This is a genomic window from Streptomyces sp. NPDC093109, assembly GCF_040701725.1.
GTDB lineage: Bacteria > Actinomycetota > Actinomycetes > Streptomycetales > Streptomycetaceae > Streptomyces.
In genome coordinates, this window is sequence record NZ_JBFBEZ010000034.1 from 62,248 (window position 1) to 89,245 (window position 26,998).

At 71.4% G+C, this 26,998-nt stretch carries 24 protein-coding genes; 8 read left to right on the forward strand and 16 right to left on the reverse strand.

Annotation, left to right across the window (positions count from 1 at the left end; translation table 11 throughout):
• Nucleotides 1–86: 86 nt before the first annotated feature.
• From AB0389_RS27940 to AB0389_RS27950, 3 genes are all read right to left on the reverse strand, one after another.
• Nucleotides 87–1,112 carry a 6-phosphofructokinase gene (locus tag AB0389_RS27940; protein WP_114658018.1) on the reverse strand — a complete coding sequence of 342 codons (1,026 nt, stop codon included), beginning with the start codon at nucleotides 1,110–1,112 and terminating at the stop codon, nucleotides 87–89.
• A gap of 203 nt (nucleotides 1,113–1,315) precedes the next feature.
• A complete protein-coding gene (locus tag AB0389_RS27945; RefSeq protein ID WP_366398270.1) occupies nucleotides 1,316–2,044 on the reverse strand; it encodes a glutamine amidotransferase in 729 nt (242 codons plus the stop codon).
• A gap of 49 nt (nucleotides 2,045–2,093) precedes the next feature.
• On the reverse strand, nucleotides 2,094–3,332 hold the full coding sequence (locus AB0389_RS27950; RefSeq protein WP_114658016.1) for a MurT ligase domain-containing protein: 1,239 nt from the start codon (nucleotides 3,330–3,332) through the stop codon (nucleotides 2,094–2,096).
• 115 nt (nucleotides 3,333–3,447) lie between these two features.
• Here AB0389_RS27950 and def point away from each other — a divergent pair, with 115 nt between their 5' ends.
• Nucleotides 3,448–4,008, forward strand: a complete 561-nt coding sequence (gene def, locus AB0389_RS27955; RefSeq protein ID WP_366398271.1) for a peptide deformylase — start codon at nucleotides 3,448–3,450, stop codon at nucleotides 4,006–4,008.
• Between the two features lie 45 nt (nucleotides 4,009–4,053).
• Here def and AB0389_RS27960 read toward each other — a convergent pair whose 3' ends face one another.
• Nucleotides 4,054–4,710 carry a TetR family transcriptional regulator gene (locus AB0389_RS27960; RefSeq protein WP_366398272.1) on the reverse strand — a complete coding sequence of 219 codons (657 nt, stop codon included), beginning with the start codon at nucleotides 4,708–4,710 and terminating at the stop codon, nucleotides 4,054–4,056.
• Between the two features lie 191 nt (nucleotides 4,711–4,901).
• Here AB0389_RS27960 and AB0389_RS27965 point away from each other — a divergent pair, with 191 nt between their 5' ends.
• Nucleotides 4,902–6,146 (forward strand): acyl-CoA dehydrogenase family protein, encoded by a 1,245-nt coding sequence (locus AB0389_RS27965; RefSeq protein ID WP_366398273.1) that lies wholly within the window; start codon nucleotides 4,902–4,904, stop codon nucleotides 6,144–6,146.
• Nucleotides 6,147–6,173: 27 nt separating this feature from the next.
• On the opposite strand, the gene AB0389_RS27970 is transcribed toward AB0389_RS27965, so the two are convergent.
• Complete coding sequence (locus AB0389_RS27970; RefSeq protein WP_366398274.1) at nucleotides 6,174–6,662, reverse strand: glutathione peroxidase; 489 nt, start codon at nucleotides 6,660–6,662, stop codon at nucleotides 6,174–6,176.
• Between the two features lie 47 nt (nucleotides 6,663–6,709).
• Between AB0389_RS27970 and AB0389_RS27975 the strand changes: the two genes are divergently transcribed.
• Nucleotides 6,710–6,925 carry a DUF6011 domain-containing protein gene (locus tag AB0389_RS27975; protein WP_366398275.1) on the forward strand — a complete coding sequence of 72 codons (216 nt, stop codon included), beginning with the start codon at nucleotides 6,710–6,712 and terminating at the stop codon, nucleotides 6,923–6,925.
• Nucleotides 6,926–6,964: 39 nt separating this feature from the next.
• Here the strand turns inward: AB0389_RS27975 and AB0389_RS27980 are convergent, their stop codons facing one another.
• A complete protein-coding gene (locus AB0389_RS27980) occupies nucleotides 6,965–8,767 on the reverse strand; it encodes an FAD-binding dehydrogenase (RefSeq protein WP_366398276.1) in 1,803 nt (600 codons plus the stop codon).
• 176 nt (nucleotides 8,768–8,943) lie between these two features.
• Between AB0389_RS27980 and AB0389_RS27985 the strand changes: the two genes are divergently transcribed.
• Nucleotides 8,944–10,140, forward strand: coding sequence for a helix-turn-helix domain-containing protein (locus AB0389_RS27985; RefSeq protein WP_366398277.1), 1,197 nt, complete (start codon nucleotides 8,944–8,946; stop codon nucleotides 10,138–10,140).
• On the opposite strand, the gene AB0389_RS27990 is transcribed toward AB0389_RS27985, so the two are convergent.
• Together AB0389_RS27990 and AB0389_RS27995 are read right to left on the reverse strand one after the other, a co-directional pair.
• Complete coding sequence (locus AB0389_RS27990) at nucleotides 10,134–11,009, reverse strand: acyl-CoA thioesterase II (RefSeq protein ID WP_366398278.1); 876 nt, start codon at nucleotides 11,007–11,009, stop codon at nucleotides 10,134–10,136. The two genes, AB0389_RS27985 and AB0389_RS27990, sit on opposite strands and share 7 nt — an antisense overlap.
• Nucleotides 11,010–11,037: 28 nt before the next feature.
• A complete protein-coding gene (locus AB0389_RS27995) occupies nucleotides 11,038–13,611 on the reverse strand; it encodes a DUF3516 domain-containing protein (RefSeq protein WP_366398279.1) in 2,574 nt (857 codons plus the stop codon).
• A gap of 75 nt (nucleotides 13,612–13,686) precedes the next feature.
• On the opposite strand from AB0389_RS27995, the gene AB0389_RS28000 reads away from it, so the two are divergent.
• A complete protein-coding gene (locus AB0389_RS28000) occupies nucleotides 13,687–14,478 on the forward strand; it encodes a metal-dependent hydrolase (protein ID WP_366398280.1) in 792 nt (263 codons plus the stop codon).
• A 56-nt stretch (nucleotides 14,479–14,534) separates the two neighbouring features.
• Here AB0389_RS28000 and AB0389_RS28005 read toward each other — a convergent pair whose 3' ends face one another.
• The 4 genes from AB0389_RS28005 to AB0389_RS28020 form a co-directional block, all read right to left on the reverse strand.
• On the reverse strand, nucleotides 14,535–15,170 hold the full coding sequence (locus tag AB0389_RS28005) for a hypothetical protein (RefSeq protein WP_366398281.1): 636 nt from the start codon (nucleotides 15,168–15,170) through the stop codon (nucleotides 14,535–14,537).
• 107 nt (nucleotides 15,171–15,277) lie between these two features.
• Complete coding sequence (locus tag AB0389_RS28010) at nucleotides 15,278–17,059, reverse strand: ABC transporter ATP-binding protein (RefSeq protein ID WP_366398282.1); 1,782 nt, start codon at nucleotides 17,057–17,059, stop codon at nucleotides 15,278–15,280.
• The gene (locus tag AB0389_RS28015) at nucleotides 17,056–18,924 is read right to left on the reverse strand and encodes an ABC transporter ATP-binding protein (protein ID WP_366398283.1); all 1,869 of its coding nucleotides are present in this window, start codon (nucleotides 18,922–18,924) and stop codon (nucleotides 17,056–17,058) included. The genes AB0389_RS28010 and AB0389_RS28015 overlap by 4 nt, the downstream gene beginning before the upstream one ends.
• 176 nt (nucleotides 18,925–19,100) lie before the next feature.
• Nucleotides 19,101–19,544: a MarR family transcriptional regulator gene (locus AB0389_RS28020; RefSeq protein ID WP_366398284.1), complete on the reverse strand. Its 444-nt coding sequence runs from the start codon at nucleotides 19,542–19,544 to the stop codon at nucleotides 19,101–19,103.
• A gap of 110 nt (nucleotides 19,545–19,654) precedes the next feature.
• On the opposite strand from AB0389_RS28020, the gene AB0389_RS28025 reads away from it, so the two are divergent.
• Nucleotides 19,655–21,580 (forward strand): ABC transporter ATP-binding protein, encoded by a 1,926-nt coding sequence (locus AB0389_RS28025; protein WP_366398285.1) that lies wholly within the window; start codon nucleotides 19,655–19,657, stop codon nucleotides 21,578–21,580.
• Between the two features lie 129 nt (nucleotides 21,581–21,709).
• Nucleotides 21,710–22,546: an endolytic transglycosylase MltG gene (gene mltG, locus AB0389_RS28030; RefSeq protein WP_366398286.1), complete on the forward strand. Its 837-nt coding sequence runs from the start codon at nucleotides 21,710–21,712 to the stop codon at nucleotides 22,544–22,546.
• A gap of 4 nt (nucleotides 22,547–22,550) precedes the next feature.
• Here the strand turns inward: mltG and AB0389_RS28035 are convergent, their stop codons facing one another.
• The 3 genes from AB0389_RS28035 to AB0389_RS28045 form a co-directional block, all read right to left on the reverse strand.
• Complete coding sequence (locus AB0389_RS28035; protein WP_366398291.1) at nucleotides 22,551–23,669, reverse strand: FAD-dependent oxidoreductase; 1,119 nt, start codon at nucleotides 23,667–23,669, stop codon at nucleotides 22,551–22,553.
• A gap of 146 nt (nucleotides 23,670–23,815) precedes the next feature.
• On the reverse strand, nucleotides 23,816–24,967 hold the full coding sequence (locus AB0389_RS28040) for an LLM class flavin-dependent oxidoreductase (RefSeq protein WP_366398287.1): 1,152 nt from the start codon (nucleotides 24,965–24,967) through the stop codon (nucleotides 23,816–23,818).
• Between the two features lie 166 nt (nucleotides 24,968–25,133).
• Entirely contained in the window at nucleotides 25,134–25,217 is an 84-nt protein-coding gene (locus tag AB0389_RS28045) for a putative leader peptide (protein ID WP_366398292.1), read from the reverse strand.
• Between the two features lie 92 nt (nucleotides 25,218–25,309).
• Here AB0389_RS28045 and AB0389_RS28050 point away from each other — a divergent pair, with 92 nt between their 5' ends.
• The gene (locus tag AB0389_RS28050) at nucleotides 25,310–25,720 is read left to right on the forward strand and encodes a YjbQ family protein (protein WP_366398288.1); all 411 of its coding nucleotides are present in this window, start codon (nucleotides 25,310–25,312) and stop codon (nucleotides 25,718–25,720) included.
• Between the two features lie 1,039 nt (nucleotides 25,721–26,759).
• On the opposite strand, the gene AB0389_RS28055 is transcribed toward AB0389_RS28050, so the two are convergent.
• Nucleotides 26,760–26,998: transposase (locus AB0389_RS28055; protein WP_366398289.1), on the reverse strand; the 239-nt coding region annotated here is incomplete at its 5' end.

Sequence of the window (26,998 nt, forward strand, 5' to 3'; positions counted from 1 at the left end):
ACACCTTGCCGCACCAGACTAGAACCGCCCCCGGCCGCGCTCGCGACCGGGGGCGGATCGTGCCGTACGGAGGGATCACCGGCGGATCAGAGCACGCACTCCGCCTCGGCGTACCGCTCCGCCGGCACCGTCTTGAGCGTCTCCACGGCCGAGCCCAGCGGCACCATCACGATGTCCGTGCCGCGCAGCGCCGTCAGCATGCCGAACTCGCCGCGGTGGGCGGCCTCGACCGCGTGCCAGCCGAAGCGGGTGGCCAGGACCCGGTCGTACGCCGTGGGGGTGCCACCGCGCTGGACATGGCCCAGTATCACCGGCCTGGCCTCCTTGCCGAGCCGCTCCTCCAGCTCGATGGAGAGCTGCCGCGCCACGCCCGCGAAGCGCTCGTGGCCGTACACGTCCGTGCCGCCCACGTCGAACTCCATCGAGCCCTCGCGCGGCTTCGCGCCCTCGGCGACCACCACGATCGCGAACCGCTTGCCCGCCGAGAAGCGCCGGCCGACCAGCTCGGTCAGCTCGTCCATGTCGAAGGGCCGCTCGGGCACGACGATCGCGTGGGCGCCGGCCGCCATGCCGGAGTGCAGCGCGATCCAGCCGGTGTGCCGGCCCATGACCTCGACGATCAGCACCCGCTGGTGGGACTCGGCGGTGGTCTTCAGCCGGTCCAGCGCGTCGGTGGCGACCCCGACGGCCGTGTCGAAGCCGAAGGTGACATCCGTCGAGGCGATGTCGTTGTCGATGGTCTTCGGGACGCCGACGATGGGCAGCCCGGCCTCGGAGAGCAGATGGGCGGCCTTGAGGGTGCCCTCACCGCCGATCGGGATGATCGCGTCGAGCCCCAGGTCCGCGACATGGCCCCGGGCCCGCTCCACACCGTCGCGCAGATGCGCGGGCTGCACCCGGGACGAGCCCAGAATGGTGCCGCCGCGGGCCAGGATGCCGGCGACGGCGTCCAGGTCCAGCTTGCGGTAGTCGCACTCCAGGAGGCCCTTCCAGCCGTCGTGGAAGCCGATCACCTCGTCGCCGTGGTCGACGACGGCCCGGTGCACGACGGACCTGATCACGGCGTTGAGGCCGGGACAGTCGCCGCCTGAGGTGAGCACACCAATTCGCATAGCCCGGATTACCTTTGCAACGTGGGCCGACGGCCGGACACCGTCGTCCGGCCAGATCGCCGCCACCCTACCGGCGGGCGGCGCTCCGGCCGAACCCGGCGTCCGACTGCTGGACACCCGTCGCACAGCCCGCTCCGACGGTCGCACCCCCGCTCTGACGTGCACGGTCGTGCGTACGCCGGGCCCGCGCCGGCGCGTGTCCGTCAGGCCGGCTGGGTCGCCGCGGAGATGCGCTCGGCGCGCAGCGCCTCGTACCACCGGTCGTCGGTCGGCGGCAGCGCGTTGACGTCCAGCGCCAGCTTCAGCAGCAGGTCCGCGATCTGCGGGTTGCGCGCCATCACGGGACCGTGCATGTACGTACCGAAGACGGTGCCGTTGTACGCGCCCTCCGTGCCGTCGCCCGTGCCGTTGCCCCGGCCGAGCCGCGTCCGGGCGAACGCGCGGGCCGTCGGGCCCAGATGCGTGATGCCCTGGTGGTTCTCGAACCCGGTGAGCTGCGGCAGGTTCAACTGCGGGTCGATGTCGGCCAGTACGTCACCGACACACCGCGCGCCCTCGCCACGGGTCGAGACCACGTCGAGCAGCCCGAGACCGGCCTCACGCTCACCGAGGTCGTTGATGAACTCGTGGCCCAGGATCTGGTAACCGGCGCAGACCGAGAACACGATGGCGCCGTTGGAGACGGCCCGGCTGAGCCCGCCGTCCCTGCGCAGCCGCTCCGCCGCGAGCCGCTGCGGCCGGTCCTCCCCGCCGCCGATCAGATAGATGTCGCCGGACGTCGGCACCGGCTGGTCGCTCCGTACGTCCACCCGGGTGACACCCAGACCGCGCTGCCGGGCGCGGCGCTCCACGACCAGGGCGTTTCCCTGGTCGCCGTACGTGCTCAGCAGGTCGGGGTAGATCCACACCAGCCGCAGGCTGTTGTCACTCATTCTCGCTCGTCCTCCAGAGGTCCGAGGGGTCCAGTTCTCCGGCACGGTCTCAGTTGCCCACTCGCTTGCGCAGATCCTGGAACGACGTGTAGTTGGCGATCGCCTCGATCCGTCCGGGCGGCGCCAGCTGCACGGCCTCGTCGGCCGTCTCGCAGACCCGGAAGTCCAGACCGGCCACTTCGAGGCGGACGGCGAGGTCCAGCTTGCGGTCGCCGATCACGAAGATCGGGTGGCCCGCCAGCCGGGTGTAGTCGACGTCCCACAGCCACGAGGTGTCCGTACCGTCCGCGCCCCGGGCGTTGACCGCGAGGATCACCGGGGTCGGCGGCGGATCGATGAGCGAGAACGTCTCCAGCCAGCCCGCGGGGTTCTTCGCGAGCAGCAGCCGCAGATCGCGGCCGAGGAACGACACCACGTCGTACCGGCCGGCCACCGCCTGTACCCGGTACATCCGCTCCAGCGCCACCTGCGGGGGCACCCCGAACGTCGCCACGACGGCGGCGGACGTCGCCGCGTTCGCCTTGTTGGCGCGGCCCGGCAGCTGGAGGTGGATCGGCCAGGCCGAACCGTGCGGGTCGAGCACATGGTCACCGTGGAGCGCCCAGCTCGGCGGCGGCCGGCGGAAGCCGCACTCACCGCAGAACCAGTCGTCGCCGGGACGCTGCATCACACCACCGCAGGACGGGCAGGACCAGGCGTCGTCCTTCCACTCCTGGCCGGCCGCGACCCACACCACGTTGGGTGAGGAGGAGGCGGCCCAGACGATCAGCGGGTCGTCCGCGTTCGCGATGACGACCGCCTTCGTGCCCGCCAGCCCCTCGCGCCACTTCTCCGCGAGCATCCGGGTCTCGGCGGCGCGGTCGAGCTGGTCGCGCGAGAGGTTGAGCAGCGCGATCGCCTTGGGCGTCGTGTCGCGCGCCACCCCGGCGAGATACTTCTCGTCGACCTCGATCACGCCGTACTTGGCGTCGGTGCCGCCCGCCAGGGCCGAGGTGATCCCGGCCGGCATATTGGCGCCGAGCGCGTTCGACACCACGGGTCCCGCGGCGCCCAGGGCCTCCGCGATCAGCCGCGTGGTGGTGGTTTTCCCGTTGGTCGCCGACACGAGGATGACGTCGAGATGCTGCGCCAGCCGCCCCAGTAGATCGGGGTCGAGCCGGAGTGCCACCTTCCCGCCGATCACCGATCCGCTGCCGCGCCCAGCGGCGCGCGACACCGCCGCCGCGGCCTTGCCCGCCGTCACGGCCAGCTTGGCCCGCGGGGACAGCGGGTCCGTGTTGCCTGACATCGCCTTGATCCTCCTTGCGTCGGTCCGTGGGTCAGCCTATCGAGATCCGGCCAGGGGCCCGAACCGCGGCACCGGGCACAAGGCGAGGGTTGGTGTGGACCGTACCCTGAGCGGCATGCGAAACCGTTCGATCCCCGGCAGTTCCGGGCAGGTACGAGCCATCAGAAAGCTCGGAGATTCCGTTCTGCACACCCCTTGCGAGCCCGTCACCGACTTCGGTCCCGCCCTCGCGGAGCTGATCGAGGACCTGTACGCGACGATGTACGCGGCCGGGGGTGTCGGCCTCGCGGCCAATCAGATCGGGGTGCCGCTGCGGGTGTTCGTGTACGACTGCCCGGACGACGACGACATCCGCCACCTCGGACACATCGTCAACCCGGCGCCCGCCGTGACGGACGGCATCGTGCTGCGCGGCCCGGAGGGCTGTCTGTCGCTGCCGGGCATCGAGGCGGGCACCGAGCGGGCCGATCGCGCGGTGGTGGAGGGCGTCACCCGGGACGGTGCCCCCGTACGGGTCGAGGGGACCGGGTTCTTCGCGCGCTGCCTCCAGCACGAGAGCGACCATCTGGCGGGCCTCGTCTACCCCGACCGGCTGACGGGCCGGCGGCGCGCCAAGGTGCTGCGGACCGCGGCGCGGGCGCCCTGGGCGGGCCCGTCGTCCGGTTCGTACGTCTGAGAAGCTGTTGTCGGCGTCCGAGATCTCCGGCATGGCGGCGGCCGTTCAGAACCCGGGTCCGCCCGCGCGGTCGCCGACCGCCGCCAGCCGTCCCCAGAGCAGATCCGCCAGGCTGCGCACCAACTGCTCGCGCGGGCAGGGGCGTTCGCCGAGCCACCAGTCGCCGGCGCCGTGCATCATGCCGACGATGCCATGGCCCCAGACCCGGGCGAGCTGCTCGCTGTCCGGGCCGAGGTCGACGCGTTCCGCGATGACCTGGGCCAGCTCCTCGCCCAGCCGGCGCAGCAGCGGCGCCGAGTGGCGGCCCACGTCGAAGCCCTGCTCGGGGCCGTGTTCGGGCGGCTGGGTGTCCTCCGAGGGGTGCATCAGGAAGCGGTACACCTGGGGCCGGGCCTCGATCGCGGCGAGGTAGGTGTCGAGCGTGGCCTCGACGCGCTCGCGCCGCTCGGCCGGGGCGTCGAGCGCCGCCCGCAGCGCCTTCAGGAGGGCGTCGGTGTGGCGCTTGGCGAGCGCCCGGTACAGTCCGCCCTTGTCGCCGAAGTGCCGGTAGAGGATCGGCTTGGTGATACCGGCCTCGGCGGCGATGGCGTTCATGGAGGCGTGCGGGCCGTCCCGGAGCACCACCCGGTCGGCGGCCTCCAGCAGCTGACGGCGGCGCTCCCTGGCCGCCCGCTGCTGCTCGGCCTGCTGTGTGCTCTCCATAGGTGCGCTCTCCCCGCCCGTGCGTCCGCCTCGCGTGGCGGCGACCGCGTTGCCCCGCGTCCGGGCAACGTAACACCACACCGGCCGTCAATGCTGATCGAAAGGTGGCTGGTTGACATCGTCTACTTGTGAGTAACAGACTGCTGTTACCGCAAGTAACATTATCTGGGTGACGCAGTGCTGGAGGGAACATGGCCGAGTTCACGCTCGATCTCAACGACGACCAGAAGCAGGTGCGCGACTGGCTGCACGGCTTCGCCGCGGACGTCATCCGTCCGGCCGCCGCCGAGTGGGACGAGCGTGAGGAGACCCCCTGGCCGGTCATCCAGGAGGCCGCCAAGGTCGGCATCTACTCGCTCGACTTCTACGCCCAGCAGTACTTCGACCCCACCGGGCTCTCCATCCCGGTGGCCATGGAGGAGCTGTTCTGGGGCGACGCCGGCATCGCCCTGTCCATCGTCGGTACGGGCCTGGCGGCCGTCGGCGTCCTCGCCAACGGCACCGAGGAGCAGATCGGCACCTGGATCCCGCAGATGTACGGCACCCCCGACGACGTGAAGCTCGCCGCCTTCTGCTCGTCGGAGCCCGACGCCGGCTCCGACGTCTCCGCCATGCGCACCCGCGCGGTGTACGACGAGGCCAAGGACGAGTGGGTCCTCGACGGCACCAAGACCTGGGCGACCAACGGCGGGATCGCCAACGTCCATGTCGTGGTCGCCGTCGTCGACCCCGCGCTCGGCTCGAAGGGCCACGCCTCCTTCATCGTCCCGCCCGGCACCCCCGGGCTCTCCCAGGGCCAGAAGTTCAAGAAGCACGGCATCCGCGCCTCGCACACCGCCGAGGTCGTCCTGGAGGGCGTCCGCGTGCCCGGCCACTGCCTTCTCGGCGGAAAGCAGAAGCTGGACGAACGCCTCGCCCGCGCCCACGAGCGCGCCCGGTCGGCGGCGGCCGGCGCGGACAGCGGCGAACGCGTCAAGAACGCCGCCATGGCCACCTTCGAGGCCTCGCGCCCGGCCGTCGGCGCCATGGCCGTCGGCACGGCCCGCGCCGCGTACGAGGTCGCCCTCGACTACGCGAAGACCCGCAGCCAGTTCGGCCGCCCGATCATCGACAACCAGGGCATCGCCTTCCAGCTCGCCGACATGCGCACCCGCATCGACGCCTCCCGGCTGCTCGTGTGGCGCGCCTCCTGGATGGCCGCCTCGGGCAAGGCGTTCACCTCGGCGGAGGGCTCCATGTCCAAGCTCTACGCCAGCGAGACCGCCAAGCAGGTCACCGCCCAGGCCGTCCAGATACTCGGCGGCAACGGTTTCACCCGCGAGTACCCGGTCGAGCGCATGCACCGGGACGCCGCGATCTACACCATCTTCGAGGGCACGAGCGAGATCCAGCGCCTGGTCATCGCCCGTACCCTCTCCGGCATGCCGATCCGCTGACCGGTCCGGGAGGCCGGTGCGCGGTGGTTACGCGGGCAGCTGCGCCTCGATCGCGGCCACGACCGCCGGGTCCTCCGGCTCGGTGCGCGGCCGGATACGGGCGACGACCTCGCCCCGGGGGGAGATCAGGAACTTCTCGAAGTTCCACTGCACGTCACCGGCCGCGCCCTCGGCGTCCGCGCTCTTCGTCAGCTCCGCGTAGAGCGGGTGCCTCTCCTCGCCGTTCACGTCCGCCTTCTCCAGCAGCGGGAAGCTCACGCCGTACGTGGCCGAGCAGAATGTCTGGATCTCCTCGGCGCTGCCGGGCTCCTGCCCCGCGAACTGGTTGGAGGGGACGCCGAGGACGGTGAACCCCCGGTCGCCGTAGCTCTGCTGGAGGCGCTCCAGACCGGCGTACTGCGGGGTGAGACCGCACTTGGACGCGACGTTCACGAGCAGGACGGCCTTGCCCTCGTACGCGCCCAGGGAAGTGGGTTCACCGGCCAGGGTCTTCAGCGGAATGTCGTACAGAGTCATCGAGATCTCCTGAGGTCCGGATCCGGTTCTTCTGTCATTGTGGACCCGTGGGAGATCACCCCGGCGACCGGCTGCCCGGTCCCGAACCCGACGGCACCGCCCGGCGCGAGGTCAGGTGCCGGATGTGCGGCAGACCGCTGACCGGTACGGCTTCGCGCCGTACCGGCCTCGGACCCCACTGCGACGCCAAGCTGCATCCGCCCGCGCCGGAGATCAGGACCCGGCGGCGCGAGGCCGACCAGGAGCCGATCCCCGGCATCTGAGCGGGGTACGGCGTACGTACGGCGCCGCCACCCGGGGTGTCAGGTCGCGGTGGCCGCCGCCGCCGCGCGGCCCGCCGCCCGGCCGGAGAAGAGGCAGCCGCCCAGGAAGGTGCCCTCCAGCGACCGGTAGCCGTGCACCCCGCCGCCGCCGAACCCCGATACCTCACCGGCCGCGTACAGCCCCGGGACCGGCGAGCCCGCCGCGTCCAGCACCCGGCCCGAGAGGTCGGTCTGGAGCCCGCCGAGGGTCTTGCGGGTGAGGATGTTGAGCCGTACCGCGATCAGCGGGCCCGCGCCCGAGTCCATGATCCTGTGCAGTGAAGCCGTACGGCTGAGGAAGTCCCCCGGGTAGGCGAGCGCGTTGCGGATCCCCATGATCTGGGCGTCCTTCGTATACGGATTCTCGGTCTCCCGGTCCCGGGCGTCGATCTGCCGCTTGAGGTCGGCCAGATCGATCAGGCCGGCGCCCGTCAGCCGGTTCATGCCCGCGACCAGCTCTGACAGGGTGGTGGCGACGACGAAGTCGACCCCGTTCTTCTTGAACTTCTCGACCGGCTCCGGCGTCTGCCAGAGGCGCGCGAGGGTCAGCGGGATGTCCTTGTTGGTGAGATCCGGGTTCTGCTCGGAGCCCGACAGCGCGAACTCCTTCGCCAGGATCTTCTGGGTCGTCACGAACCACGAGTAGTCGTACCCGGTGCCGGTGATCGCCTTGAGTGTGGAGAGTGTGTCGTACCCGGGGAGATCGGGCGCGGCGAACCGCTTGCCCGTGGCGTCCAGCCAGAGCGACGAGGGTCCCGGCAGGATCCGGATGCCGTGCTTGTCCCAGATCGGGGCGTAGTTGCGCAGCCCCTCCGTGTAGTGCCACATCCGGTCCGGGTTGACGATACGGCCGCCCGCGCGCTCGGTGATCGCGAGCATCCGGCCGTCCACGTACTCCGGCACCCCGGTGATCATCTCCGCGGGCGGTGTGCCAAGCCGGGCCGGCCAGTTCTGCCGGATCAGATCGTGGTTGGCGCCGATGCCGCCCGACGTGACGATCACCACCGGCGCGCGCAGCTCGAAGTCGCCCACGACCGTACGCGAACTCCGCTTCCCGCGCGGGGCGTTGCTCGGCTCCAGGACCGCGCCGCGCACCCCGGTGATGGCGCCGCCGGTCCGTACCAGCTCGTCCACCCGGTGCCGGAACCTGAAGGTCACCAGCCCCCGGGCCGCCGCGGCCCTGACCCGCTTCTCGAACGGTTCCATCACGGCCGGGCCGGTGCCCCAGGTGACATGGAAGCGCGGTACGGAGTTGCCGTGGCCGTCGGCCAGGCCGCCGCCCCGCTCGGCCCAGCCCACGATCGGGAACCAGCGCACGCCCTGCTGGTAGAGCCAGGAGCGCTTCTCCCCGGCCGCGAAGTCCACATATGCCTCGGCCCACTTGTAGGCCCAGTAGTCCTGGCCGCCCTTCTCGCCGGTGCCCCGGTCGAAGCCGGCCGCGCCCTGCCAGTCCTGCCAGGCCAGCTCGCGGGTGTCCTTGATGCCCATCAGCCGCTGCTCGGCCGAGTCGACGAGAAAGAGCCCGCCGAACGACCAGAACGCCTGCCCGCCCAGGTTGGTCTCCGGCTCCTGGTCCAGCAGCAGTACCTTGCGCCCGGCGTCCGCCAGCTCCGCCGTCGCGACGAGTCCGGCCAGACCGCCGCCGACGACGATCACATCCGCGTCCGACGCGGCGGAGGCGGCGAAGGCGGGGGTCACCTGGGAGAGGACGCTCGCACCGGCGATCACGCCGCCGGCCACGCCGCCGGCCACCGTCAGCGCGCGGCGGCGGCTGAACAGGGCCGGGTCTTCGGGGTTTTCCATCGGATGCCTTCCGGAGGGGGAGTACGGAGGGTGCCGTCCCGGGAGCGGCGCTGTTACTGTGCGGTAGCTCACATCTCATCAGGTCGACACCGAACAGTGGTAGGGGCCGGGTGCCAACGTGGCCGCCCCGCCGTTGTACGCCGGTGACAGCGCTCGGACGGAGAAGGGCGACGCGCATGACGCTCACGCAGCAACGCGAGCCGGCCGCCGGAATCCTGCGGGCCATGGCCGCCGACGCGGACGTGTGCGGCGAACTGGTCCGCGCCGCCATGACCCACTCGCCCGAGGTGGCCCGGCTCGGCGAGGCGGAGAGCTGCCGCCATGTCGCGGCGCTGGTCACCGCGGCCGGCGACTGGTTCACCGACGTGGGACGGGTCGGGGAGCAGGACCTCGCCGCCGCGCTGCTGCTGGGCGCCGACCGGGCCGGACAGGGCGTGCCGATGACCGCCCTGCTGCGCGGGGTGCAGGCCGCCCTCACCCGCGCGGCGGAGCTGACCGTCGAACGCTGCCGGTCCGCCGGGGTGCCGGACGGCCCGCTGCTCAAGGCCGTGCTGCTGCTGAAGGAGTACGGGGACGCGGTCGAGCGGCAGGTCATCAGCGGATACCGCGCCGTGGAGCTGGCGGCGCCGCCGCCCACCGCGGGCGAGTCCCGGGCCCGGCTGCTGCGGCGCCTGCTGGTCGGCGGCGCGGCCCCGGCCGCCGAGGAGCTGACGGCGGCCGGGATCCGCCCCGGCGGTACGTACCACTGCGTCGTCGGTGCGGGTTCCGCGCCGGGCTCCGGCACGGCCCCCGGCGGGGTCTTCGGTGTGGTCGACGGGCGTGTGGTGGGGCTGTGTTCACGCGCTCCCGGGGACGAGTGGACCGGGGCGGGCCCGCTCGCCGTGATCGCCCCGGCCGCGCCTCTCGACGGGCTCCGCCCGGCGTACCGGCTCTGCGTCCGGGCCCTGGACATCGGCGGCCGGCGCGGGCTGCGCGGACCGCACGATCTCACCGACTTCGCCGGCGAGATCGCCCTCGACGGCCAGCCGCTGTTGGGAACCTGGCTCAGCGACCGCCTGCTGGGCTCCCTGGACCGCACGGACGGCTTCCACCGCCAACTCGCCCTCACCGCACTGACGTTCCTCGACCACGGACAGCGCCTCGACCGGACGGCCGCCAGCCTGTTCACACACCCCAACACCGTCCGCTACCGGCTCGGCCGGCTCCACCAGATCACGGGGGAGTCCCTGACCGACACACCGTCAGGACCGCTGAGCACGCTGCACTGGTGGTGGGCGCTCACCACCTGGCTCCGCACGGCACCGGAACCCACGGCGGCGGCAGCGCCCGCGACGCCGGCCACCTCGGCCGGCTCCGGCCCCCGGCCCTACTGAGACGGGAGCTTGCGGAAGAGCCCCTCCTGCACCACCGACACCAGCAACTGCCCCTCCCGGTTGTAGATCCGCCCCCGGGCGAGCCCCCGGCCGCCCGTCGCGATCGGCGACTCCTGGTCGTACAGAAACCATTCGTCGGCGCGGAACGGGTGGTGGAACCACATCGCGTGGTCCAGCGACGCCATGTCGAAGCCGCGCGGGCCCCAGAGCGGCTCGACCGGGATGCGTACCGCGTCCAGCAGGGTCATGTCGCTCGCGTACGTCAGCGCGCAGGTGTGCACCAGCGGGTCGTCGCCCAGTGGGCCCACCGCGCGCATCCACACCGCGCTGCGGGCGTCCGCGCCCTCGATCTCCTCCCGGGTCCAGCGCAGCCGGTCCACGTACCGGATGTCGAACGGCTGGCGCCGCACCATCCGCTCCAGCGGCTCGGGCAGCGCGCCCAGGTGCGCCCGTACCTCGTCGGAGAGCGTCGGCAGCGACTCCGGGTCGGGGAACTCCAGCCGGGGCGGCAGCTGGTGTTCGAAGCCGCCCTCCTCCGGCCGGTGGAAGGACGCCGTCAGATTGAAGATCGTGCGGCCCTGCTGCACGGCGGTCACCCGCCGGGTGGTGAACGACCGTCCGTCCCTGACCCGTTCGACCTGATAGACGATCGGCACACCGGGCCGGCCGGGCCGCAGGAAGTACGCGTGCAGCGAGTGCACCGGGCGCTCGCCGTCGGTGGTACGGCCGGCCGCGACGAGCGCCTGGCCCGCCACCTGCCCGCCGAAGACCCGCTGCAGGGATTCCTCGGGGCTGCGGCCCCGGAAGATGTCGACCTCGATCCGCTCCAGATCGAGCAGATCCACCAGTCTCTCGGCGGGGTTCGTCATGTGCGTAGCGCTCCCGTTCGTATGGTGCTCAGAGCTGACCGACGGCCGTGACCCGCACGACCGCCAGGCCCTCCGCGTCGGAGGCCGCGAGATCGACCTCCGCGCTGATGCCCCAGTCATGGTCGCCGTTCGGATCGGCGAAGGTCTGCCGGACCCGCCACAGACCGTGCGCCGGGTCCTCCTCGATGGCCAGCAGCTTCGGTCCGCGCGCGTCCGGGCCCGTACCCAGGTCCTCGTACTCGTCCCAGTACGCGTCCATGGCCTCGCCCCACCGGTCCGCGTCCCAGCCGGACTCGTTGTCCAGCTCGCCCAGGTCGTAGAACCTGTCCAGCGCGGCCAGCTCCACCCGGCGGAACATCGCGTTGCGTACGAGCACCCGGAAGGCCCGCGCGTTGGCGGTGACCGGCCTGACCTGGTCGGCCTTCTCCCGCGCCTCCTCGGCGGTCTCGATCTCGGGGTTGGCCAGCTGCTCCCACTCGTCCAGCAGACTGGAGTCGACCTGCCGGACCATCTCGCCCAGCCAGGCCGTCAGATCCTCCAGGTCCTCCGACTTGAGATCGTCCGGAATGGTGTGTTCCAGCGCCTTGTACGCGCCCGCCAGATAGCGCAGCACAATGCCCTCGGTCCGGGCCAGCTCGTAGTGGGAGGTGAACTCCGTGAAGGACAGGGCCCGTTCGTACATGTCCCGGATCACGGACTTCGGCGAGACCGGGTGGTCGCCGACCCACGGGTGGCTCGTCCGGTAGACGTTGTACGCGTGCACGAGCAGCTCTTCGAGCGGCTTCGGGTACGTGACCTCCTGGAGCCGCTCCATCCGCTCCTCGTACTCGATGCCGTCCGCCTTCATCGCGCCGACCGCCTCGCCGCGCGCCTTGTTCTGCTGGGCGGCCAGGATCTGGCGCGGGTCGTCCAGTGTGGACTCCACCACCGACACCATGTCCAGCGCGTACGACGGCGATTCCTTGTCCAGCAGCTCGAACGAGGCCAGCGCGAAGGTGGACAGCGGCTGGTTCAGCGCGAAGTCCTGCTGGAGATCGACGGTCAGCCGGACGATACGGCCCTCCGCGTCCGGGACCGCCAGCCGCTCCACCACCCCGCCGTCCAGCAGCGAACGGTAGATCGCGATGGCCCGCCTGATGTGCCGCAGCTGCTGCCTGCGCGGCTCGTGGTTGTCCTCCAGCAGATGGCGCATCGCCTCGAACGCGTTGCCGGGCCGGGCGATCACCGACAGCAGCATGGTGTGTGTGACCCGGAAACGCGAGGTCAGCGGCTCGGGGTCGGAGCCGATCAGCTTGTCGAAGGTGGTCTCCGACCAGGCGACGAAGCCCTCGGGAGCCTTCTTGCGCACCACCTTGCGGCGCTTCTTGGGATCGTCGCCCGCCTTCGCGAGCGCCTTCTCGTTCTCCACCACATGCTCCGGCGCCTGCGCGACGACCAGCCCCGCCGTGTCGAACCCGGCCCGCCCGGCCCGGCCCGCGATCTGGTGGAACTCCCGGGCGCGCAGGGTGCGTACGCGATTGCCGTCGTACTTGCTGAGCGCGGTGAACAGCACCGTGCGGATGGGTACGTTGACCCCGACGCCGAGCGTGTCCGTACCGCAGATCACCTTCAGCAGCCCCGCCTGCGCGAGCTTCTCCACCAGCCGCCGGTACTTGGGCAGCATGCCCGCGTGGTGCACCCCGATGCCGTGCCGTACGTAACGGGAGAGATTGCGGCCGAACTTGGTGGTGAAACGGAAGTTGCCGATCAGGTCGGCGATCCTGTCCTTCTCCTCGCGCGTACACATGTTGATGCTCATCAGCGACTGCGCCCGCTCCACGGCGGCGGCCTGCGTGAAGTGCACGATGTACACCGGCGCCTGCCGCGTCTCCAGCAGCTCCGTCAGCGTCTCGGTGATCGGTGTGAGGCGGTACTCGTACGTGAGCGGTACGGGCCGGGTCGTGGACCGTACGACGGAGGTGGGCCGGCCGGTGCGGCGGGTCAGGTCCGCCTCGAAGCGTGTGACGTCACCGAGCGTGGCCGACATCAGGATGAACTGGGCCTGCGGCAGTTCCAGCAGGGGGATCTGCCAGGCCCAGCCCCGGTCCGGCTCCGCGTAGAAGTGGAACTCGTCCATCACGACCTGACCGATGTCGGCGTATTTTCCGTCGCGCAGCGCGATGGACGCCAGCACCTCGGCGGTACAGCAGATGACGGGCGCGTCCGCGTTGACGGAGGCGTCGCCGGTCAGCATGCCGACGTTCTCCGTGCCGAAGAGTTTGCACAGGTCGAAGAACTTCTCGGAGACCAGCGCCTTGATCGGCGCGGTGTAGAAGGTGACCTTGTCCTGAGCCAGCGCGGTGAAGTGCGCACCCGCCGCGACCAGGCTCTTTCCGGAGCCGGTGGGGGTCGAGAGGATCACGTTGGCCCCGGACACCACCTCGATCAGCGCCTCCTCCTGAGCCGGGTAGAGGGTGATGCCGCTGTCCTCGGCCCAGGAGGAGAAAGCCTCGAAGAGGGCATCGGGGTCGGCATCCGGCGGCAGCTGATCGATAAGGGTCACACCCCCATCTTGCCTGTCTTCCGTCCGGATGCGGGAACCGGACGCCCGGCGGAAGATCACGGGCGATACCCTGCGATGTCAACTGGGCATCAGGACAGTGGGCTTCACCACAACTCCAACGGGACGGGTACGACCATGATGGGACCGGCACACTCTCTGTCAGGGGCAGCGGCCTGGCTGGGGGTGGGCGCTGCGGCGGCCGCCGCCGACCACGCCATGCCCTGGCCGGTACTGGTCGTCGGCGCGCTGATCTGCTCGGGCGCCGCGCTCGCCCCCGACCTCGACCACAAGGCGGCGACGATCTCCCGCGCCTTCGGTCCGGTGTCCAAGACGCTCTGCGAGGTCGTCGACAAGCTCTCGTACGCCGTCTACAAGGCGACCCGCAAGCCCGGCGACTCCCGCAGGACCGGCGGCCACCGCACCCTGACCCACACCTGGCTCTGGGCGGTCATGATCGGCGCGGGCGCCTCGGCGGTGGCGTACACCGGCGGGCGCTGGGGCGTTCTCGCCATCCTCTTCGTCCATATGGTGCTCGCGGTGGAGGGCCTGCTCTGGAAGGCCGCCCGGGTCTCCAGCGACGTCCTCGTCTGGCTGCTGGGCGCCACCAGTGCGTGGATGCTGGCGGGCATCCTCGACCAGCCGGGCAACGGTGCGAGCTGGCTCTTCACCGACCCGGGGCAGGAGTACCTCTGGCTGGGCCTGCCGATAGTCCTCGGCGCGCTGGTGCACGACATCGGCGACGCGCTGACGGTCTCGGGCTGCCCGGTCCTGTGGCCCATCCCGATCGGCCGCAAGCGCTGGTACCCGCTCGGCCCGCCGAAGGCGATGCGTTTCAAGGCGGGCGCCTGGGTGGAGGTCAAGGTGCTGATGCCGGTGTTCATGCTGCTGGGCGGGGTGGGCGCGCTGTTCGCCCTCAATCTGGTCTAGACCTTTCTGGTGGGCGGGTCGGCCGGCCGGCCCGCCCCCGGATCTCAACGCGTCACTCAGTAGAGCGAGTTGACCGCCTTCTTTGCCGTGTTCTTGAAGGCCGCGACCGGGACGTCCTCCAGATGGCCCATCTGTCCCCAGTGGAACACCGTCACCGTGCTGCCGCTCCGGCCCACACCGAAGGCGTGGACGGTGGGCTCGGAGTTGGGGTGGGAGGTGAAGACCGCGTACACGTGGGCGCCGTCCTTGACCGCGATCCTTCCGTGGTCGTCCCAGCCGCCGACGCTGCCCGGACTGTCGCGCACCGCCTCCGGCGCGCAGTTCTTGAGGGCCTTCTCCAGCGATGCGGCGAGTGTCCGGGCCGCCGTCGCGTCCGACGCGACGACGGTGAGCTGGCTCGCCGAGGTGTCCGACTCGGTGTGGAAGTCGCGGTGGGCCGCCCAGGTGCCCGCGGCCGGCCTGCCCAGGCAGAAGGTGCCGTCCTCGGGCAGCCCCTTGACGACCTTGCCCGCCTTCCACGACATCGTCGGGTGCGGCGGCAGGTCCTTGGCGGCCAGGAACTTCGGCTCGGCCGCCGCACCGGCCGCCGCCGCTCCCGCCGCCGTCCCGGACGCCGGGGTGGCGGCGCCGGTCAGGGCCGCGGCGGCGGCGATGACGGACGCGGCCACGCACGCGGTACGAAGTGCTCGCATGTCGGACTCCCCACTCTCGAAAGGCTTGTACTGCGGGGAACACGCCCCGCCGCCTCCGAACGGTGCGGAAAGTACGCCAAACTCACCCGTACGGGTTGGATGGGCCCCTACCCGTGCCAGGACCGCCACAGCGCCGCGTACGCGCCGTCCGCCGCCACCAGTTCGTCGTGGCTGCCCAGTTCACTGATCCGGCCGTCCTCGACCACCGCGATCACATCCGCGTCGTGCGCCGTGTGCAGCCGGTGGGCGATCGCCACGACCGTACGGCCGTCCAGGACCCGTGCGAGCGAACGTTCCAGATGGCGGGCCGCGCGCGGGTCCAGCAGGGACGTCGCCTCGTCCAGAACCAGGGTGTGCGGGTCCGCGAGCACCAGCCTGGCCAGCGCGATCTGCTGCGCCTGGGCCGGCGTCAGGGCCGTACCGCCGGAGCCGACCGCGGTGTCCAGGCCGTCGTCGAGCGCCCGCGCCCAGCCGTCCGCGTCGACCGCGCCGAGCGCCGCCCACAGCTCGGCGTCCGCCGCCTCCGGGCGGGCCAGCAGCAGATTGTCGCGGAGCGGGCCCACGAAGACATGGTGCTCCTGGTTGACCAGCGCGACATGCTCCCGCACCCGCTCCGCGGGCATCCGGGACAGCTCGGCGCCGCCCAGCGTGACCCGCCCCTTCCGGGGGGCGTAGATGCCGGCCAGCAGCCGGCCAAGCGTCGACTTGCCGGCGCCCGAGGGGCCGACCAGCGCCAGCCGGGTGCCAGGACTGACGTCCAGCGTGACCCGGTGCAGTACGTCGACGCCCTCCCGGTAGCCGAAGCGCACCTCGTCGGCGCTGACGTCCCGGCCGTCCGGCGTCACCGCGGTGTCGCCGGAGTCCGGCTCGATGTCGCGGACCCCGACGAGCCGGGCGATGGACACCTGGGCGACCTGGAGTTCGTCGTACCAGCGCAGGATCAGCCCGACCGGGTCCACCAGCATCTGGGCGAAGAGCGCGCCCGTGGTCAGCTGCCCCACGGTGATCCAGCCCTGGAGGACGAAGGAGCCGCCCATCACCAGCACGGCCAGGAAGATCGTCACATGGGTGAGGTTGATGACGGGGAAGAGCACCGACCGCAGGGACAGCGTGTACCGCTCCCACGCGGTCCACTGGCCCACCCGCAGCTCCGACAGCGCCACCCGCCGTCCGCCGAGACGGTGCGCCTCCACGGTCCGGCCCGCGTCGACCGTCTCGGCGAGCGTCGCCGCGACCGCCGCGTAGCCGGCCGCCTCCGAGCGGTACGCCGAGGGCGCCCGCCGGAAGTACCAGCGGCAGCCGGCGAGCAGCAGCGGCAGCGCGATCAGCACGGCGAGCGCCAGCGGCGGCGCGGTGACCGTCAGGGCACCGAGCAGCAGCACCACCCATACGATGCCGATCGCGAGCTGCGGCACGGCCTCGCGCATGGCGTTGGCCAGCCGGTCGATGTCCGTGGTGATCCGGGAGAGCAGATCGCCGGTGCCCGCGCGCTCCAGCACGCCGGGCGGCAGCCCGACGGACCTGACGAGGAAGTCCTCCCGCAGATCCGCGAGCATCTCCTCACCGAGCATCGCGCCGCGCAGCCGCATCAGCCGTACGAACACCGTCTGCACGACCAGCGCGAGCGCGAACACCACCGCCACCCGCTCCAGGTGCAGCTCGCGCGCGCCGTTGGAGAGGTCCTCGACTATCCCGCCGAGCAGGAACGGGCCGACCATCGACGCGATCACCGAGACCGCGTTGACGGTGATCAGTACGGTGAACGCCGCGCGGTGCCGCTTCAGCAGCCCGTTCACGTACGCCCGTACGGTCGCGGGGGAGCCGACGGGCAGGGTGGTCGCCGACGACGGCGCCGCCGGGTCGTAGGCCGGGGGCACTACGCCGATCATGCGGATTCCTCGATCTCTTCCCTGGCCGACGACGCGGCCGGCGTGATGATCTGTCTGTCGCCGATGTGTCCCGCGTCGTCGACGCGCTCCGTGTCGGTCGCGGGCTCGGCCGCCTGTTCGTTGTCCGTCTCGCGGGTGACGACCGCCCGGTAGGCGGGATCGTCCACGAGCAGCTCGCGGTGCGTCCCCACCGCCGCGACCTTGCCGTCATGGACGAACACCACGGCGTCCGCGTGGTCCAGCAACAGCGGCGAGGACGCGAACACCACCGTCGTACGGCCGGTACGCAGCGCCTTCACGCCCTCCGCGATCCGTGCCTCGGTGTGCGAGTCCACGGCGGACGTGGGCTCGTCCAGCACCAGCACCTCGGGGTCGGTCACCAGCGAGCGGGCCAGCGCCAGCCGCTGCCGCTGGCCGCCGGAGAGCGACCGGCCGCGCTCGGTGATCGTGGACCGCATCGGATCGCCGCTGCCGTCCACCGACGCCTGCGCGAGCGCGTCGAGCACATCCCCGCACTGCGCCGCGGCCAGCGCCTTGTCGGCGGCGACCACACCCGAGGACGGCACGTCCAGCAGCTCCGTCAGCGTCCCGGAGAGCAGCACCGGGTCCTTGTCCTGGACGAGCACCGCCGTCCGCGCCGTGGCCGGCGGGAGGCCGTCCAGCGGTACGCCGCCCAGCAGTACGGACGGGCTGCGCTCCTCCTCGGCGGCGTGCCCGCCCAGCCGTTCGGCCAGCCGCCCCGCCGCGTCCGGGTCGCCGCACACCACCGCGGTCAGCAGCCCGGCCGCGACGCGCAGACCGGTGGCGGGGTCGTACAGCTCCCCGGTCGGCCGCGTGTCGTCGAGGCCGCCGCGCTCGTTCTCGAACGCCGTGCGCTCCAGCGACAGCACCCGGGCCGCGCGCTTCGCGGAGGGCCGGGAGAAGGAGTACGCCATCGCGATCTCCTCGAAGTGGCGCAGCGGAAACATCAGCAGCGTCACCGCGCTGTAGACCGTCACCAGCGACCCGACGCCGATGCGCCCGTCCAGCGCCAGATGGGCGCCGTACCAGACCACCGAGATCAGCAGGACGCCCGGCAGCAGCACCTGGACCGCCGAGATCAGCGCCCACATGCGGGCGCTGCGCACGGCGGCCTCGCGCACCTCCTGGGAGGCGCGGCGGTAGCGGCCGAGGAACAGCTCCTCACCGCCGATGCCGCGCAGCACCCGTAGCCCGGCGACGGTGTCCGAGGCCAGCTCGGTGGCCTTGCCGGCCTTCTCGCGCTGGATGTCGGCGCGTTGGGTGGCGCGCGGGAGCAACGGCAGTACGGAGAGGGCCAGTACGGGGACGGCGCAGGCGATCAGCGTGCCCAGCTCGGGCAGGTAGAGGACCAGCCCGAGGCAGATGAACACGACCGCGATGAGGGAGGCCAGGAAGCGCGAGAGCGCCTCCACGAACCAGCCGATCTTCTCCACGTCGCCGGTGGAGACCGCGACGACCTCACCGGCGGCGACGCGCCGGGTCAGCGCGGAGCCCAGCTCGGCGGCCTTGCGGGCCAGCAGCTGCTGGACGCGGGCGGCGGCGGTGATCCAGTTGGTGACGGCGGCGCGGTGGAGCATGGTGTCACCGACGGCGATGGCGACGCCGAACAGGGCGATCAGCCCGCCGGCGACCGCGAGCCGGGTACCCGACCGGTCGATGACCGCCTGGATGGCGAGGCCGGCGCCCACCGGGAGCCCGCCGACCCCCAGGAAGTGCAGGAGCCCCCAGCCCAGGGCCTTGAGCTGGCCGCCGAGCTGATTGCGTCCGAGCCACAGCAGGAAGCGGGGGCCCGACCGGGCGTCGGGGATGCCCGGATCGGGGTAGGGAAGGTCGCGAATCTGCATGATGTCCCATGACTCGTGGGTGGCCCAAACCGTGCAAGGTTCGCCTTGTTCGAAGGTGCGGGGCAACGGGTTTTCCGCGGCGCGCGTCGGTTTCCCGCCAACGGGACGGGGCAGCCGGAGGGGTCGGTGGGGCGGGACGGCCAGGGATGGTCAGGGGGGACGGCCGTCGGTACGGGTCAGCGGCGGAACTCCGCACCGCCGTCCACCAGCGTCGAGAGCAGCCCGCCGAGCACCTCGCGCTGATCCGCGGTCAGCGGCGCCAGGACGGTCTCGGCGGCGGACCTGCGGGCATCGCGGAGCGCCCGCAGGGTGGCCGTGCCGGTCGCGGTCAGCTCGATCCGGACCACCCGGCGGTTGACCGGGTCGGGGACGCGCCGCACCCGGTCGCAGGCCTCCAGCCCGTCGACCAGGGTCGTCACGGCGCGCGGGACGACTTCGAGGCGGCGGGCCAGATCGGCCATCGAGGGCGGGGTGTCGTACAGCGCGAGGGCGCGCAGCAGCCGCCCCTGTGCGGGAGTGATGCCGACCGGCTCCAGCTGGTGCTTCTGGATGCGGTGGATCCGTCGGGTCAGCCGCAGGAGCTGCTCGGCGAGCATGCCGTCGGCGTCAGGGGTGCTCATGCCGGAATAATATCAGGGCAATGTTCATTGTGAGCATAGGTAACAGTGAGCTATGCTCTGTGAAGCCCGTAGTCCGCTCATCACGGACCCGCATGTTTTCGAAGGAGCCCATGAAACCCGAGTCACTCACCTGGACGCCGTCTCCCCGCCCCGGGGCGGCGGAGCACCCGGAACGCCCGGGACAGCCAGAACCGTCGGAACACCCGGAGCTGTCGGAACACCCGGAGCCGCCCGCGCAGCTGCGGCGGATCTTCGGGCTCTTCCGCCCCTATCGCGGCCGTCTCGCCGTCGTCGGGCTGCTCGTCGCGGCCTCGTCGCTGGTGGCGGTCGCCTCACCGTTCATGCTCCGCGAGATCCTCGACACCGCGATCCCGCAGGGCCGTACCGGACTGCTCAGCCTGCTCGCGCTCGGCATGATCCTCACCGCGGTCGTCAGCAGCGTCTTCGGCGTGCTCCAGACCTTTATCTCCACGACGGTCGGCCAGCGCGTCATGCACGATCTGCGCACCGGCGTCTACAGCCGGCTCCAGCGCATGCCGCTGGCCTTCTTCACCCGGACGCGGACGGGGGAGGTCCAGTCCCGCATAGCGAACGACATCGGCGGTATGCAGGCGACCGTGACCTCGACGGCGACCTCCCTGGTCTCCAACCTCACGGCCGTGATCGCCTCGGTCGTCGCGATGCTCGCGCTGGACTGGCGGCTGACGATCGTCTCGATGCTTCTGCTGCCGGTGTTCGTCTGGATCAGCCGCAAGGTCGGCCGCGAGCGCAGGAGGATCACCACGACCCGCCAGCGGCAGATGGCCACCATGGCCGCGACCGTCACCGAATCGCTCTCGGTGAGCGGCATCCTCCTCGGCCGCACGATGGGCCGGGCGGACTCGCTCACCCGGTCCTTCTCCGACGAGTCCGAGCGACTGGTCGACCTGGAGATCCGCTCCAGCATGGCGGGCCGCTGGCGCATGTCGGTCATCGGCATCGTCATGGCCGCCATGCCCGCCGTCATCTACTGGGCCGCGGGCATCGTGCTGGGCGCCGGTGGTACGGCGGTCTCCCTCGGCACGCTGGTCGCCTTCGTCTCGCTCCAGCAGGGCCTGTTCCGCCCCGCCGTCAGTCTCCTGTCGACCGGCGTGGACATACAGACCTCGCTCGCCCTCTTCCAGCGCATCTTCGAATACCTCGACCTGCCCATCGACATCACCGAGCCGGAACGGCCGGTCAGGCTGGGCGCGGTCCGCGGCGAAGTGCGCTTCGACGGCGTCGACTTCAGCTACGACGACAAGAGCGGGCCGACCCTCAAGGGCATCGACCTGACGGTCCCGGCGGGCGGCAGCCTCGCCGTCGTCGGCCCCACCGGCTCAGGAAAATCGACGCTCAGCTATCTCGTACCCCGGCTGTACGACGTGACGGCCGGCCGGGTCCTCCTCGACGGGGTGGACGTGCGCGAGCTGGACTTCGACACCCTCGCGCGCGCGGTCGGCGTGGTCTCCCAGGAGACCTATCTCTTCCACGCCTCGGTCGCGGAGAATCTCCGCTTCGCCAAGCCGGACGCCACCGACGAGGAGATCGAGGCCGCCGCCAGGGCCGCCCAGATCCACGACCACATCGCCTCGCTGCCCGACGGGTACGACACCCTGGTCGGTGAGCGCGGATACCGGTTCTCCGGCGGTGAGAAGCAGCGTCTCGCCATCGCGCGCACCATCCTGCGCGACCCGCCGGTGCTGATCCTCGACGAGGCGACCAGCGCGCTGGACACCCGTACCGAGCTCGCCGTACAGCAGGCCATTGACGCGCTCTCCGAGGGCCGCACCACGATCACCATCGCGCACCGCCTCTCCACCGTCCGGGAAGCGGACCGGATCGTGGTCCTCGACGCGGGCGTCATCACGGAGGGCGGCACCCACGACGAACTGCTCGCGCGCGACGGCCGCTATGCCGCGCTGCTCCGCAGGGACGGCCGCCCGGCGCCGGGGGAGCAGGCGCCCGGTACGGACGAGCGGGTCCCCGTGGCAGAACCGGAGCCCGCCGTGCGGTGAACGCGCTCCGCCGCTCGATGGGACTCCGGACTCCGGACTCCGGACTGTGCGTGCGCCTGTCCGTGTGCCCGTCCGTGTCGCCGTACGCAGGTGCCCGGTTCGTTGATCACACCGGGTTAGCGTGCCCGTATGAGCAGACCCCGCCTGACCCGCCGCGGCCGGATCTCCCTGACCGCGACCGCGGCCGTCATTCTGGCGACGGCCGTGCTGGTGCCCGTGCTCACCCCGGACGACAGTGGCGACGAGCGGCGTACGACGCTGGTCGTCCCGGAGGGCCGCCGCGCCGGCCAGATCTACCGCTCCGTCGACGAGGCGCTCCGGCTGCCCGCCGGCACCACGGTCAAGGCGCTGGCGACGGCGAAGCTCCCGCTGCCGAAGACCGCGGGCGGCAATCCGGAGGGCTATCTCTTCCCCGCCACCTATCCGATCGACCCGTCCACGACCCCGGCCGGTCTGCTCGCCTATATGGTCAGCACCGCCCACCAGCGGTTCGGTTCCGGTCAGCACAGCGGCTCGACGTCCGGCGCTGCGGCCGACACGACGCACTACCGGACGGTGACGATCGCCAGCATCGTGCAGGCCGAGGCCGATACGGCGGCCGACATGGGCAAGGTCGCCAGGGTCGTACAGAACCGGCTCGCGCTGGGCATGCCGCTCCAGATGGACTCCACCGTCAACTACGCGCTGAACCGCTCCACCCTGGACACCAGCCACCACGACACGAAGACCGACAGCCCCTACAACACCTACGCACGCAAAGGACTGCCGCCCACGCCGATCGGGAACCCGGGGGAGGAGGCGATGAACGCGGCACGCAACCCGCCGCGCGGGGACTGGCTGTACTTCGTCACCGTGCGGCCCGGCGACACCCGGTTCACGCACACATACGCCGAACACCGCGAGAACGTCGCCGAGTTCAACCGCAACCGCGCCGCCGACATCGCTGCCGCCACCGCCCACGGCTGAGATTTCAGACCACAGCCACAGCCGGTACGCGGGCGAGCAACTCGCGGATCTCCCGTACGGCCGCCCGCCCGGCCCGGTTGGCGCCGATCGTGGAGGCCGAAGGCCCGTATCCGACGAGATGGATCCGCTCGTTCCGTACGGCGCGCGTCCCGTCGAGCCGGATGCCGCCACCGCGCTCCCGCAGCCCGAGCGGCGCCAGATGGTCGATGGCCGGGCGGAACCCGGTCGCCCACAGGATCACATCGGCCGGCACCGTCCGCCCGTCGTCCCAGGCGACACCGTCGGGGGTGATGCGGTCGAACATCGGCAGCCGGTCGAGCACCCCGGTCTCGCGCGCCCGTACGATCGCCGGGGTCAGCGGAAGCCCGGTGACGGAGACCACGCTCCGGGGCGGCAGCCCCTCGCGCACCCGTTCCTCGACGAGGGCGACGGCCGCCCGCCCCAGCTCCTCGTCGAACGGGCCCTCGCGGTAGACGGGCGGCCGGCGGGTCACCCAGGTGGTGTCCGCCGCCACCTCCGCGATTTCCATCAGATGCTGGGTGCCGGAGGCCCCGCCGCCTACCACGACCACCCGCAGCCCGGCGAACGCGGCCGGCCCCGGATAGCCCGCGGTGTGCAACTGGCGCCCCCGGAAGGTCTCCTGGCCCGGATAGCGCGGCCAGAACGGCCGGTCCCAGGTGCCCGTGGCGTTGATCAGCGCCCGCGCCGACCAACTCCCCCCGTCCGTCTCCACCAGCAGCCGCTCCCCGGCATCCGCGCGTACGGCTCCGTCCGCGCCTACGGCTCCGTCCGCGTGGACCGCTCCGTCCGCGCGGACCGTACGGACATCCACCGGCCGGCGCACCCGCAGGCCGAAGCGCCGCTCGTACTCCGTGAAGTAGCCGCCGATCACCTCGGCGGACGGCCGGGCGCCGTCGGACTCCGCCGTGGTCAGCTCCATCCCGGGCAGCGCGTGCATGCCGTGGACCTTGCCGTACGTCAGCGACGGCCAGCGGAACTGCCAGGCGCCGCCGGGCCGCGGGGCATGGTCCAGTACGACGAAGTCCCGGTCGGGGACGAGCCCGGACCGGCGCAGATGGTACGCGGCGGACAGCCCCGCCTGCCCGGCCCCGACGACCACCACATCGACATCGCGGACATCACGAACATCGCGCGGATCGTCCCGTACGCCGCTGTCCCGCGCCCCAGAATCGTTCACAGTTCTACCAACAGCCCGGAGGCGGCGAAATCTTCCCGCCGGGTCCGGACCGGGTCCGGACCGGGTCCGGCTCAGCCTCCGCCGCCGAGCAGCAGCGGAGAGGCCGGGACCCGCGCGAGCAGTCCGCGAGCCGCCAGCTCCGGCGTCACCCCCTCACCGAACCAGTACGCCTCCTCCAGATGCGGATAGCCGGACAGCACGAAGTGCTCGATGCCCAGGTCGTGGTACTCCTCGATCCGGTCGGCGACGTCCTTGTGGCTCCCCACCAGCGCGGTGCCCGCGCCACCCCGGACCAGCCCGACCCCCGCCCAGAGATTCGGCGCGATCTCCAGCCCCTCGCGCGTGCCGCCGTGCAGCGCGAGCATCCGCCGCTGGCCCACCGACTCGATCCTGCCGAGCGCCTGCTGCGCGGCGGCGACCGTCTCGGGGTCGAGAGCGTCCAGAAAGCGCCGCGCGGTGGCCCACGCGTCCCGCGCGGAGTCCCGCGAGATGGTGTGGATCCGGATGCCGAAGCGGACCGTACGCCCGCGCTCCTCGGCGAGAGCCCGGAGCCAGTCGATCTTCTCCTTCACCTGCGCCGGCGGCTCGCCCCAGGTCAGATAGACATCGGCGTGCTCGGCGGCGACCGGTCCCGCGGCCCCGGACGATCCGCCGAAGAAGATCTCCGGCAGCGGGTCGGGCGGCAGCGCGGTCAGCCCGCCCTCCACCTGGTAGTGCTCGCCGTCGAAGTCGAACGGCCGGCCTCCCCACACGCCCCGGACCACGGAGAGGAACTCCGCAGTCCTGGCATAGCGCCGGTCGTGGTCGAGATGGTCGCCGAACCGCCGCTGCTCGGTGGAGTCGCCCCCGGTCACCACGTTGAGGAGCAGCCTGCCCCGGGTGATGCGCTGATACGTCGCCGCCATCTGCGCCGCCAGCACCGGCGAGACCAGCCCCGGCCGGAAGGCGACCAGGAACTTCAGCCGCTCGGTCTGCGCCGCGAGCGCCACCGTCGTCAGCCAGGCGTCCTCGCACCAGGTACCGGTCGGAGTCAGCACCGCCTCGAAGCCGAGATGCTCGGCCGCCTTGGCGATCTGCGCCAGATACTCGATGTCGGGCGCCCGTACGCCGCTCACCGGGGTGATCCTGGACCGCGTGATACCGCCGTCGGTATAGGCGTGGCGGTCCACGAGAGTGCGTCCGTCGCCCCCGGTCGGCAGGAACCAGTGCAGATGGATACTCATCGAGAAGTGCCTTTCGATAGCCGCGCGTTCGGGAAGCAGGGCAGCGCGATGAACTCCCCGGGCCACAGGGCGGGTGAGAACAACGAGAGGAAACAGCGCGGGAAGGTGCCCGTAAGCGCGCGTAGGCACCTGTAAGCGCCGGGAACGGAAAAGCTGCGAAAAAAGGTCAGCAGCCGCGGCGACACGCGGCGGAAGCCACCCGCAGCAGGTCGATATGACCGCGCGTGGTGAGCAGAGCCGAACACAACATGAAGCAGAACGTAGCGAGCGCCGACGGATCCGGTCAATGCCGTCTCGACGCCCGGACGCGCGACCCCGCCCACCGGGCGGGAGAATGTCCCCATGCCCGACGCGTTCACCACCAAGGTCCTGCACCTCACCACCGGCACGGTCGAGGCGGTGACCGACCTGACCCACGCCTGCGAGACCTTCCTCCGGGAGACCGCGGCAGGCCGCGACGGCCTGCTGAACGTGTTCGTGCCCCACGCCACCGCCGGGATCGCCGTCATCGAGACGGGCGCGGGCAGCGACGACGACCTGCTCGCCGCCCTGCGCACCCTCCTGCCCGCCGACAACCGCTGGCTCCACCGCCACGGCACCCCCGGCCACGGCAGGGACCACGTCCTGCCCGCCCTCGTCCCCCCGCACGCCACACTGCCCGTGATCGGCGGGCGGCTGGAGCTGGGCACCTGGCAGTCCGTGTGTCTGGTCGAGTCGAGGGTCAGCAACATAGACAATTCTGGGGCATGCTGACGAGGGCCTCTTCGGGGCACCTGGTAGACATGGCTGCAATTGCTGGCCATGCGTGAAGTTCTCGTCTGCACTCAGGAACGCCTTCAGCGGCAGCGGGGCCCGCCCCGGCTTCTTCCCAGCGCGCCCTAGCATCGGTAACCGGTTCTGATCCGCATTGTGGCGCCACCTGGTGGCTGCGCCTTCTTGGCTCTCCGGGGTGTGCGGCCTCCTGTACTGCAGTGATCAACAGCGGAGGCGGAATGCGTCTCTACTCCCTGCGGGGGAGTGCCAGGATCGGAGCTTCGCTCGAGCGCGCCCAGCCGACATGACGGCCTTCCTCGCTTCCGACCTCACTCAAAGTAGGATCAAGAGGAAGCTTCGCTACCAGCTCCTGCACGTTGCCGCACGCCTTCCCCGCGGCGGCCGTCGCCTGTGCCTGCGACCTGGCGCTGGAGAGACGAAATGACCAAAGCCTTCCATCGCCTCGCCGCGCTGCCCCGTCCCGCAGCTGACCCGGTGAACCCTGTCCCGCTACGGCCCGAAGGACCTTGGAAAACCCGACCACCGCGCCGGGACTCCGCCATGTCCGAGCATCGTGACCGCGAGGACCGCCCGACGGTAACCCCTCAGCGATACCTCGTCGCCTCCACCGAAACGGCGCGCAGCCTCCACGTAGAAAGGACCCCTCCGCCTGGACCGACAGAACCTCTCAGCAAGGTTCATCGTCCCAGGTCACAAGGGCACCTTCGCGTTTCCGCCCCCAAGCGAGCCGTAGCGACGGAAAGGTCGCAGCGCTGAAGCAGGCCCTGGAGGAGCCGACGGAACTGGACATGGGCTGCGTCGGCCCTGATGCGGCCCCTTTGCCGCTCCGGGCCCAACGCCTTCACTGACCGCCGGTCACGCCGTGCGACTTGCACATCACAAACCCTCCCCCGGCCCGTCGGAGGCCTGTGAGGTGGTGGCCGCATGGGTGCCGAATCTTGAACATTCGGTAGTGAATTCAGATCGATAGATGACCGAATGTGAACCAAATGAGGCCGTTGTGCATTTAGAGTGTGTCTCACGTGGCAAGTTTCGCGAGCTTCTTGTAGCAGGTCAGGGCGGCGGCCAGGCCGAGGAGGGCGAGGAAGTGCGAGCCCTTTCGTTCGTATCGGACGGTGAGGCGGCGGTAGCCAAAGAGCCAAGCGATCGACCGTTCGATCTCCCAGCGGTGCCGACCGAGGCGTTCGCCGGACTCGATGCCGGGCCGCGCGATGCGCGCGACGAGCCCGCGCTCGCGCAGCCAGGCCAGGTGGTCGG